The organism is Streptomyces sp. KL116D, from assembly GCF_030766975.1.
In the GTDB taxonomy this organism is placed as follows: Bacteria; Actinomycetota; Actinomycetes; order Streptomycetales; family Streptomycetaceae; genus Streptomyces; species Streptomyces longispororuber_A.
The window spans coordinates 1-9555 of sequence record NZ_JASERH010000042.1 but is presented as its reverse complement, the minus strand read 5'-3'; the positions used below and the strand labels follow the sequence as shown (position 1 = coordinate 9555).

At 72.1% G+C, this 9555-nt stretch carries 12 protein-coding genes; 10 read left to right on the top strand and 2 right to left on the bottom strand.

Annotation, left to right across the window (positions count from 1 at the left end):
* Window positions 1-21 precede the first annotated feature (21 nt).
* The 3 genes from RBJ77_RS17225 (at window position 22) to RBJ77_RS17215 (ending at window position 1220) form a co-directional block, all read left to right on the top strand.
* Window positions 22-522, top strand: a complete 501-nt coding sequence (locus RBJ77_RS17225; protein WP_372345854.1) for a hypothetical protein — start codon at window positions 22-24, stop codon at window positions 520-522.
* 285 nt (window positions 523-807) lie between these two features.
* Window positions 808-936, top strand: coding sequence for a hypothetical protein (locus RBJ77_RS17220; RefSeq protein WP_372345853.1), 129 nt, complete (start codon window positions 808-810; stop codon window positions 934-936).
* A 5-nt stretch (window positions 937-941) separates the two neighbouring features.
* Window positions 942-1220 carry an RDD family protein gene (locus tag RBJ77_RS17215; RefSeq protein ID WP_372345852.1) on the top strand — a complete coding sequence of 93 codons (279 nt, stop codon included), beginning with the start codon at window positions 942-944 and terminating at the stop codon, window positions 1218-1220.
* Window positions 1221-1376: 156 nt separating this feature from the next.
* Here RBJ77_RS17215 and RBJ77_RS17210 read toward each other — a convergent pair whose 3' ends face one another.
* Entirely contained in the window at window positions 1377-1835 is a 459-nt protein-coding gene (locus RBJ77_RS17210; RefSeq protein ID WP_372345851.1) for a hypothetical protein, read from the bottom strand.
* A gap of 10 nt (window positions 1836-1845) precedes the next feature.
* Window positions 1846-2079: a DUF397 domain-containing protein gene (locus RBJ77_RS17205; RefSeq protein ID WP_372345850.1), complete on the bottom strand. Its 234-nt coding sequence runs from the start codon at window positions 2077-2079 to the stop codon at window positions 1846-1848.
* Between the two features lie 85 nt (window positions 2080-2164).
* Here RBJ77_RS17205 and RBJ77_RS17200 point away from each other — a divergent pair, with 85 nt between their 5' ends.
* The 7 genes from RBJ77_RS17200 to RBJ77_RS17170 all read left to right on the top strand — a co-directional run bounded on the left by RBJ77_RS17200 (window position 2165) and on the right by RBJ77_RS17170 (window position 9439).
* Window positions 2165-2569, top strand: a complete 405-nt coding sequence (locus tag RBJ77_RS17200) for a hypothetical protein (RefSeq protein WP_372345849.1) — start codon at window positions 2165-2167, stop codon at window positions 2567-2569.
* A gap of 201 nt (window positions 2570-2770) precedes the next feature.
* A complete protein-coding gene (locus RBJ77_RS17195; RefSeq protein ID WP_372345905.1) occupies window positions 2771-4963 on the top strand; it encodes a peptidoglycan recognition protein in 2193 nt (730 codons plus the stop codon).
* A gap of 267 nt (window positions 4964-5230) precedes the next feature.
* Entirely contained in the window at window positions 5231-6118 is an 888-nt protein-coding gene (locus tag RBJ77_RS17190) for a L,D-transpeptidase (RefSeq protein WP_372345848.1), read from the top strand.
* Window positions 6119-6371: 253 nt separating this feature from the next.
* Complete coding sequence (locus RBJ77_RS17185; protein ID WP_372345847.1) at window positions 6372-7322, top strand: hypothetical protein; 951 nt, start codon at window positions 6372-6374, stop codon at window positions 7320-7322.
* Between the two features lie 130 nt (window positions 7323-7452).
* Complete coding sequence (locus RBJ77_RS17180; RefSeq protein ID WP_372345846.1) at window positions 7453-7875, top strand: hypothetical protein; 423 nt, start codon at window positions 7453-7455, stop codon at window positions 7873-7875.
* Window positions 7860-8696 (top strand): hypothetical protein, encoded by an 837-nt coding sequence (locus tag RBJ77_RS17175; protein ID WP_372345845.1) that lies wholly within the window; start codon window positions 7860-7862, stop codon window positions 8694-8696. Before RBJ77_RS17180 ends, RBJ77_RS17175 begins: the two co-directional genes overlap by 16 nt.
* Before the next feature lie 134 nt (window positions 8697-8830).
* Complete coding sequence (locus RBJ77_RS17170) at window positions 8831-9439, top strand: RNA polymerase sigma factor (protein ID WP_372345844.1); 609 nt, start codon at window positions 8831-8833, stop codon at window positions 9437-9439.
* The last annotated feature ends 116 nt before the right edge of the window (window positions 9440-9555 follow it).

The following is a 9555-nucleotide window of genomic DNA, read 5'->3' as shown; positions in this document are numbered from 1 at the left end:
CGGCTGGTCTCATCAGGGCGGATGTCCGGCGTGGCGGTGGCGGCGGTCGCCAGCATGGTCGTGCTGGCCGGATGCGGGACGGGGCCGGCCGAGGGGCGTGACACGTCCCGGGTGGCCGGCGCCGGGAGCGAGGACGGGGTCCTGCGGCACGACCGCAAGCCGGTGGCCGACCGGTTCCCCGAGTTGGGGGCCTTCAAGAGTGTGGTGTGGGCCTCCGACGTCCTGGGACAGGACAGCAGGGGTGTGCCGGGCCCGTCGGATGTGCGGATGTCCGGTGTCGTGCGGCTCACTGCCGCTCAGTCGGGAGACCTGAGCAAACGGTATGCGTGGCGTTCCACACCCGGCCGCCCCGATGTCATGAAGCCCCTGTCGAGTCATGTGCCGCAGGCAGGCGAGTGGAAGGACAGTGCCGACTTCACGGAAGCCGTGACCGGTGGGCGCTATTCCGCGTCGTTCTCCATTGATTTCGGGCGGAGGGTTGCAGTGTTCGACGCAGTCAACCCGGAGCGCAAGAACGAGTAGGCCCGCAGTTGCCTCCGCAGTCCCGGCTCCCGGGGCGTTGCGGTGGTAGGTGGGTGGGACGCCCGGGTGCGGGTGAAGGGTCCGCCGCTTTGTCTGGATGGTGGCCTGCGGTTCGACGGCTGCTGGATAACCGGCCGGTCGGGCAGCGGTAAGGCACGTGGTGGGTGAGGGGCGAGCATGCTGGGGATCACGCCGGCCGGTGACGACCCGGGGCCTCTGCCGCCCGTTCGCGGTCCCCTGACGTCCGGGGGCGGTCCGGGTTCGCCGGGGAGTCTCGTGCGGCGGATGGTCGCCGTCGGCATCGACATAACCGTCGCCGTGGTGTGGATTGTGGGGCCGCTGGTGTGGGTGCTCGATCCGCTGCTCGACGCGGTCGATCCCTCCGTCGAGCAGGGCGGCTCGCCTTCCGGCTGACCGCCGTGGCCTGGGCCATCGTGTGCGCGCTCGGGTACTCGCCGGTGTGCGTCGCGCGGTGGGGCGGGACGATCGGCAAACGGGTCATGGGACTTGAGGTGGTGCGGGCTGACGGTGGCGGCTGCCGGTTGCCTTACCGGAAGGCCGTGCTGCGGCACCTCCTCAACCTCGTCACGTACACCGTCACGCCGCTCACCATCGCCTGCGTCAGCGCCATCACCTTGAGCGAGGACAAGCGGAGCCCCGTGGACAAGGTGGCGGGGAGCGCGGTGGTTCGGCGTTGAGGGTGCTGCTGGGTGATGGTGGCGGTGTGCGGCGGTGCGCCTGCGGCCTATCCCGTGAGCATTCCGGAGTGCGCTCCTGACAACGTGCCGGGTCGGTGGCCGGGTTGGCTGCCGGGGTGACGCGGATGCGGGGGTGGCCTCCTCGCCCCTGCGGCCTCATACGTCGAAGGGGCGGAACGAGACGAGCGCTCTGCCGTCCTTCTCGTACACGACGTCGATGTCGATCGCCATGGCCCCACCTTTCGCGGCCGGGTTCAGTTCGACGTGAGTGCAGGCGTCGACGGACTTCGGGTAGCAGTCCGGCTCCAACTCCGCGTCCGGGTAGGCCGAAGCGAGCCAGGTGCGCAGGGCCGGTCGGCCGATCCGGAACTCGGCGTCGTACTGCGTGTCCAGCCAGACCCGCACCGAGCACTTCGCGTCGTACGCCCCTGGCGGAAGCCTCTTCTGGTCGGCGAAGCGCATGGCGTCGGCGCAGGAGGCCGACTGCTTGGTGCGGAAGGGGTCGTCGGTCGTGGCGAAGGCGATGACCTGCCAGGTCACCCAGCCCGCGCACGCCAGGACTACGGCCGACGCCGTCAGCAGGATCGCCCTGCGTCTTCGTTTCTGTCTGCCCATGCGGCGCGGCTCAGGCCTCGTCGCTCTTGACCGACGTCACGAACGCCGCCCATGCCGCTCCGCTGAACACGGTTGCCGGGCCGGTGGGGTGTTTGCTGTCGCGGACGGGGATGTGGGCGAGGCGGTGAGTGTCGTTGACCTCGGGGCAGTCGCCGCTGTCGCCGCCGCTGTAGCTGGACTTGCGCCACAGCGGCAGGGCCGACGCGTCTCGGATCGTCGTGGGCGGGCTACTGATGTCGGTCATGCTCGTAATCCTCCGCGGTGGAACGAAGCAGCGCCAGGGAATCGCGGTGCGGCAGGGCATCGGCCATGGCGTGATCGTAGGCCGCGTGGCACTGCCGTACCACGGACGGGACCGCTTCGTCGCCGGGCTGCGGGAGCTGGACTCCCGGCTGCGTATCCCGCGCGCCATGTTCGCCGAACTCGCCGCCCGCGTAGGGGACTGGTTCGCGCGCGGGCACACCCCCGAGAGCGTGTGGCAGCACATCCGCCGGAACCTTCCCGGGCGGCTCGGCTGGATCGAGCGGCCGGGCGGCCTGCTGAGATACGTACTCGCCGACATCCCACCCGTCCCCGTCCCCGTCCAGCGACCGGCTCCGGCCCCGGCCCCGGTCCCACGCATCTCGCGGATGCGGGAGTGCGAGGGCCAAGGACACGTACAGGCGCGGCTGTTCCTGCCGGTGGGCGACGAGACGCTGTGCGGGGCCTGCCGCACAGGAACCGGTCGTACGTGAACCCCTGGTTGCGTAGAGGGGGACGGCCGGTTTGGCCCGGATCGACAGTGATGCTTTCGGGTGTGTGCGCGCTGATTCCCATGGCTACCCGAGTGCCGGGTGTGCCTCAATGAGCCGTCTGCAATGTCCTGTTGGGTTTTCTCCGGAGTGAGTGACGACAACGTGAGCCCTCGTTCGTCCCATGCGTACAGATCGATGAACCTGAAGCGGAGGGTGTGGGTCACCCTGGGTGCCGTCGTCCTCGGCGGCGGCGGGGTCACCGCCTACGCCGTCGCCAACCCCGCCCACGACGCGGGCGCGGTCCTCCAGGACAAGCGGCCCGTGAAGGTCTACGACCTCGCGCTGCCGGGCACCGCGAGCGGGCGGAAGGAGCTGCCGCGCAAGGACACCGCGCAGTTCTCGCTGCTCGGCGTCTCCTGGACCGGCGCCGGCGAGCGGCTCGACGGTACCGCGCAGGTGCGCACGCACAGCCTGGCGACGGGGGAGTGGAGCGCCTGGCACGACCTGGAGCTGGACACCGACCCGCTGGAGAAGCCGGAGCAGGGCGCGCGCGGCGCGTCCGAGCCGCTGTACGTGGGGCCCTCCGACGGCGTGCAGGTCCAGGTCGCCCACGAGGACGGCACAACCGCCGCGCTGCCCAAGGGACTTGAGGTCAACCTCGTCGACCCGGGCGTGGTGACCGACGCCGAGGCGAAGCGGCCCGCGATCACGGCGGAGCCCGCCGCGTTCGTCGCCGAGAGCGGCACCCCCATCGCCGGGACGGCCACGACCTCGACCGCGCCCACGCCCGTGGACACCGCGACGAGCGCACCCGCCACCCCGGCCGACACGGCCACGCCCACCCCGACCGCCACCGTGCCCACCGCACCCCCGTCGACCGCGCCCAAGCCGCCGATCACGTCCCGCGCCGGCTGGGGCGCCGACGAGTCCAAGGTCGAGGACCCGCCCGAGTACAACGCGGACGTGAAGGCCGTCTTCGTCCACCACACCGACGGCGCCAACGACTACTCCTGCGCCGACTCGGCCTCCATCGTGCGCGGCATCTACGCGTACCACGTGGACGTCGAGGGCTGGAACGACATCGGCTACAACTTCCTCGTCGACAAGTGCGGCACCGTCTTCGAGGGCCGCAAGGGCGGCACCGACCTGCCGGTGCTCGGCGCCCACACCTACGGCTGGAACCGCGAGTCCGTCGGAATCGCCGTCCTCGGCAACTACGTCTCCACCAGCGGCTCGAACGCCGCGCTGACCTCGATCGCCCGGGTCGCCGCCTGGCGGCTCGGCCAGTACGGCGCCGACCCGGCCGGCACCGTCCAGCTCACCGCGGGCGCGACCCAGAAGAACTACTTCGGCACCAGCTTCACCGCGGGCACGCAGTACACGTTCAAGCGGATCTCCGCCCACCGCGACGGCTTCAACACCCAGTGCCCGGGCACCTCCCTCTACGGTCAGCTGTCGACCGTCCGCACCTGGGCCGCCGGCCCCGTGGCCGGTCTGAAGACCACCACCGTCGACGGCGCGAGCCTGTCCGGCACGACGTACTACACCAAGGGCGCCGTGACCGTGCACTGGTCGGCCACCACGCCGGCCTCGCTGATCTCCAAGTACGAACTGCTCGTCGACGGCAAGGTCGCCGCCACGGCCACCGGCTCCGCCACGTCCGCCGCCGCGACCCTGGCCGTCGGCAGCCACGCCGTCGCCGTGCGGGCCGTGCACCAGTCGGGCAAGGTCACGACCACGGCGGCGCTGACCTTCGTCGCCGAGACGACCGCGCCGACCTTCAGCACCGCCCCGAAGATCTCCCTGCGCACCGGCACGGTCAACACCACCTCCGTGCCCGTCACGCTCGGCTGGAAGGCCACCGACGACAAGGCCCTGCGCGAGGTGAAGCTGCTCGCGCCGGGCACCGCCACGTTCGGCCCGACGACCACCAGCTCCAACCGCACCGTCGCGTCCGGCACCGCCACCACGTGGTCGATGCGGGCCTACGACTGGGCGGGCAACTACCGCAACTCCTCCGCCGCCTACACGCCGGTGATCCAGCAGGAGACCTCGGCCGCCAAGTCCGGCAGCTGGACGTCCCGTTCTAGCTCCAGCTACCTCGGCGGCAAGTCCTACTCCAGCGGCTCCAAGGGCGCGAGCCTGACCTGGACCTTCACCGGCCGGTCCGCCTCCTGGGTGGTCTCCCGGGCCAGTGGTTCCGGGCAGGCGTACGTGTACGTCGACGGCGTCAAGGTCAGCACCGTCGACCTGAAGTCCTCGACGACCGCGTACCGGCAGGCGATCTGGACCAAGACCTGGTCCAGCAGCGCCACGCACAAGGTGAAGATCGTCGTGGTCGGCACCAGCGGCCGCCCGACCGTCACCACGGACGGCCTCGTCTACATCAAGTAGGTCCCGGCGGGGCGGTGGTCGGGCGCGGCAGGCCGGGCCCGACCACCGCGGGGAGCCGGGAGATCCGTTCGTGCGCTCTGTTCGCCTCGCACGGGGTTGTGCCGTTTCGGCGCGGATTGCCTCCGCCCTCGCATCGACGGCGACCGTTGCTGTATAACCGGGCCGCTTCCGCCGAACGCCCCCGTCAGGGCTGTTCCCGGCGATGTTCGCGATGAGTTTCCCAGCCCCTCGGAGGGTTCATTCATGCTGCCCGCATATCGCATACCCATGGCTTCCGCCGCCTTCGGCGCCCTGCTGCTGGTCACCGCCTGCGGCGGGGGCGGGAGCGGGGCATCGGACGAGGTGCGGGCCGGTGGCGCGGAGCGGGACCGGCCGACCGCGACCGCCTCTGCGTCGGCTTCCGCCTCGCCCTCCGCGTCGGCGTCCCGCGGCGCTTCCGCCTCCGCCTCGCCGGGGAAATCGGCGTCGAGCAGAGCGAGTTCGTCGGTCAGGGCCTCCGCCTCCGGTACAGGCGCCACCACCGCCCCTGCCGCCACCAAGGCCCCGGCCCCCGCCTCGACCCCGGACTTCCCGGTCCCCGTGAACGTGGGCAACGCCACCCAGGTCATCACCGTGAAGGCGAGCGGCTCGTACGCGACCGTGACCGCCTGGGCCAAGGGCGCGAGCGGCTGGAAGTCCGTGCTGTCGACGACCGCCGGGCGCGTCGGCTCCAACGGCGTCGTCGACGGCTCGACCCGGCGGCAGAACACGTACACCACGCCCTCCGGGACGTACACCCTCACCGAGGGATTCGGTGTGGAGGCCGGTGGTACCGCCATGCCCTACACGCGCGTGAACTCGACCCATTGGTGGGTCGAGGACCCCGAGTCGAAGTACTACAACTCGATGCACACAGCGACGGGCGCCGACTTCCCGCTCATCGAGACGGGCGACCGCGGCAGCGAGCACCTGATCAACTACCCGACGCAGTACGCGAAGGCCCTCGTCATCGACTTCAACCGCTGGCCCGCCACGCCCGGCCGCGGCGCGGGCATCTTCCTGCACGTCAACGGGTCAGGGGCGACGGCCGGTTGTGTGTCGGTGCCGCGCGCCACGATGGACCGGATCATGGGATGGGTGCAGCCGGGGGCGCACCCGCGGATCGCGATCGGCTAGGCAGCGGGGGTAGGGCCGATGCCTTCCTCTCCGTGCGAGCCGTCACGCGGCGTCGTGACCCAGCCCGTACGTGACGTCGATCCACCCCTGTTGTGACATGGGCGCGGATCCTGAGCGCAGGACGGCCGGGCGTGCGCCACGGCGGACTTGTCGGCCATCTGGTGATGTGTCGCCGCGGTGGATGGGCGGGTCGGGCCTGCGGTATAACCGGCGCCGCTCAAGCCCCGTCCGGCCTCGCAGAGGAGTGGAATCCGTGTTCCGTACCGTCCCCGGCCGCCGTACCGCGGCCCGTGCCACCACCGTGCTGATTGTCGCCGCGCTGGCCGCGACCGGCTGTTCCGGGCAGGGCACGTCCGGGAAGAAGCACCGGTCGACGTCGTCGCGCGAGACGGAACGGGAGCGGACCGGCGACGCGCGGACACCGGCCGCCGGACGGCCCGAGGCGGCGCCCCGGCCGCGGACCGCCGCCCAGTTCGTCGAGCGGGCCCGGCGGGCCATGCGCGCCGAGCACGGCTGGACGTTCGCGCTGCGCGGCACCCAGTCGCTGGTGATGGCGGGCGGGGCCCCGGACTCGGCCACGTTCGCGGCGACCGCCCACCGCACCACGGGGCCCGACGCCTTCCGGTCGACCGGCACCGTCACCGGCAAGAGCGGGCCCAGGAGCGAGCGCGTCTTCCTCGTCGACGGCACGGTGCACGAGAAGACGGAGGGCAAGTCCTGGAAGCAGGGACCGCTGTCCGATCCGGAGATGGCCGACCAGGTCGAGGACCCGGTCGCCGAACTGGACGTCCTCGCCCGCTACGCCAAGAGCGCGAAGGTCACCGGCGCGGGCACGCGGACCGGCGAGGTGCGGCTGCGGGTCCGGGCGAGCGGCTGGCGGCTCGCGGCCGCGAAGAAGCGCCCGGCCCTCACCTCTCCGGTACGCGAACTCCAGCCGCTGCTCGACCAGTTGAGGAAGGTCGGCGTCACGGCCACCGACAGCCAGGTCACCCTGAAGGACTTCGAGGAGACCTGGGTCCTGGACGCAGGGCACGGCTACCGGCTCGCCTCGCACCAGTACGCCTTCACCTTCGTCATCCCGTACCGGGGAAAGGACATCACGCTCACTCAGGAGCTGCGCCAGGAGAACCGCGGCGTGTTCGAGGGCCGCGTGACGCTGCCCGCGGAGGCGGCCGGTGCGGCCGGGGCGGCGGGCACGGCCTGACGCGCGAGGGCGGCCGAGGGTTGTACGGCCGGACACAAGTCGTGGTGTGAGAAGCGACATGTGGGGAAGCTGTGACGGTTGAGTTCTCCGGTCCGCTGGTCAAGTGCCAAGCAAATAAGGGGTGCTCACCATGCCTGAGGGTGATGTTCAGGCGGCGGACATGCGGCGGCACGCCGCGGCGTTCGTCGCGCGGGTGGCCTCGTCGCGGCTGCCGCTCGACTACTCCGTCGCCAGCCTGCGCGTCGTCGACTTCCTCATCGACGGGCTGCGCAAGGGGAGCCCGGGGCGCGGCCGCGCGTCCGACGCCGTGCTGTTCGGGCTCGGCGCCTACGTCGGCGAGGTGCTCGCGCGCCGCGCCGGAGCCGAGTGGGTGGACCTCGACGCGACCCAACGCGCCTACTTCGCCCAGCACGTGGGCGTGCGGATGCCCGACGGGCGGGTGTGGAGCCCGCTCGGCAAGGTCGTGAACCGGTACGAGGTCGGGCCCGAGGAGTCGCTGCAGACCTTCTACCTGACCCTCCCGGGACGGAGCCGGGCATGCGCCGCGCTCTGATCACCGGGGCGTTCGTGGTGGCGCTGGCCGGCAGCGGAGCGGCGTACCACCCGGTCACGCCCCCCGCGCCCGAGCCCGGCCGGCACCACCTCGGCCGGTCCGCCGCCACGGCCGTCGGCGTGACACCGCCGAAGTCAGCCGAACAGGTGCGGGGGGAAAGGCTGTTGACGGAGGCGAGCAAGCTGCTGCGGGACGCCGACTCCGTCCGCATGGCCGCGGCCGTCACCAAGGACGGGAAGCGGATCCGCACGGACCTGCGCATGGACGCCGACGGCAACTGCGTGGGCACGCTGGACGCCGGGCCCGGCATGCGCGGCGACCTCGTCGTCCTCGCGGGCGAGAAGCCCGAGGCGTACATGCGGTTCACCGACGCGTCCCTCGCCGAACTGCGCGCCATGGCCGAGCAGAAGGGCGGCGAGACGGCCGCCCGGATCGGCGAACGCACCGCCCTCGTCCGCGGCAAGTACGTGAAGTCGCCGCCGGGCCCCAAGGGCGCCGACGCCGTGGCGAAGCAGTGCCGGATCGGCGAGGCCATGGGCGCGCAGGCGAGCGCCACGGCGGGGACGCGCGCCCAGCCCACCGTGCGGCGCAACGGCCGCAGCGTCGTCCCCCTCGTCCCGCCGGCCGGTTCCGGTGACCGCGGGAAGGCCTACGTGGACGCCCGGGGGAAGCCTTATCTGCGGTCCCTGCAAGGGGTGTCGGGCGGGGCGAGCGTCTCCGTGACGTTCTCCGAGTACGGCGCTCCCGTGTCCGTGCGGCGTCCCGCGCCCGGTCTGATCGTGGAGTTCCCGGCGGACGAGGACTCGATGTTCGCCGTCTGATCCCGGGACGCCCCGGTGAGGCCCCTGGCGACGCTCCCCTGTGACGTTTCTGTGGGTGGGGGCGCAGATCACTAGGGGGACTCGTGGGCGGACACGCATCCGCCCTTTCCGAAGTCGTACGAAGAGGAAAGCGGTTGGGCCAGGGAGGGGAACCCCGTCGTACGCAGGCGCACGACGGGGAGCTGGGCGCAGCCGTGGCGCGGGCCCAGGAAGGCGACGAGGCAGCGTTCGCCGTGGCCTACCGGCTCGTCCAGCCGGGCCTGCTGGGCTATCTGCGCGGGCTGGTCGGCGAGGAGGCGGAGGACGTCGCCGCCGACGCCTGGCTGGAGATCGCCCGGGACCTGGGGCGCTTCCGCGGCGACGGGGCGGGCTTCCGCGGCTGGACCGCGACCATCGCCCGGCACCGCGCGCTCGATCTGCTGCGCCGCCAGAAGGTGCGGCCCCGCCAGTCCGTCCTGGAGCAGGACGTCCTCGATCTGCCCAGTCGGCACAACACCGCCGAGCAGGCCTTCGAGACCCTCTCCACGGAACGCGCCCTCGCCCTCATCGCGGAGCTCCCCCGCGACCAGGGCGAGGCGGTGCTGCTCCGCGTCGTCGTCGGGCTCGACGGCCCGGCGGCCGCCCGTGTCCTCGGCAAGCGGCCCGGCGCTGTGCGCACGGCCGCGTACCGGGGCCTGAAGCGGCTCGCCCGGGAGCTGGGTGTGACGGAAGACGGGCCGGACACGCTGGGGGAGTCGAGATGACTGACAACTCCTCGCCGCCGGTCGACCCTGCCCCCGTCGCTCCGGCACCTCTGGGCGAGTTGCTGGCCGCCGCCGTCCGCCCGGACGCTCCCGACGCGGACGGGCAGGTGCGGGCG

Excerpts from the sequence above, each read along its gene's own strand:
- RBJ77_RS17205 (WP_372345850.1), bottom strand. The coding sequence starts at position 2,079 with ATGACCGACATCAGTAGCCCGCCCACGACGATCCGAGACGCGTCGGCC.
- RBJ77_RS17175 (WP_372345845.1), top strand. The coding sequence starts at position 7,860 with ATGCGCCGCGCTCTGATCACCGGGGCGTTCGTGGTGGCGCTGGCCGGC.
- RBJ77_RS17180 (WP_372345846.1), top strand. The coding sequence starts at position 7,453 with ATGCCTGAGGGTGATGTTCAGGCGGCGGACATGCGGCGGCACGCCGCG.
- RBJ77_RS17220 (WP_372345853.1), top strand. The coding sequence starts at position 808 with ATGGTCGCCGTCGGCATCGACATAACCGTCGCCGTGGTGTGGATTGTG.
- RBJ77_RS17210 (WP_372345851.1), bottom strand. The coding sequence starts at position 1,835 with ATGGGCAGACAGAAACGAAGACGCAGGGCGATCCTGCTGACGGCGTCG.
- RBJ77_RS17225 (WP_372345854.1), top strand. The coding sequence starts at position 22 with ATGTCCGGCGTGGCGGTGGCGGCGGTCGCCAGCATGGTCGTGCTGGCC.
- RBJ77_RS17190 (WP_372345848.1), top strand. The coding sequence starts at position 5,231 with ATGGCTTCCGCCGCCTTCGGCGCCCTGCTGCTGGTCACCGCCTGCGGC.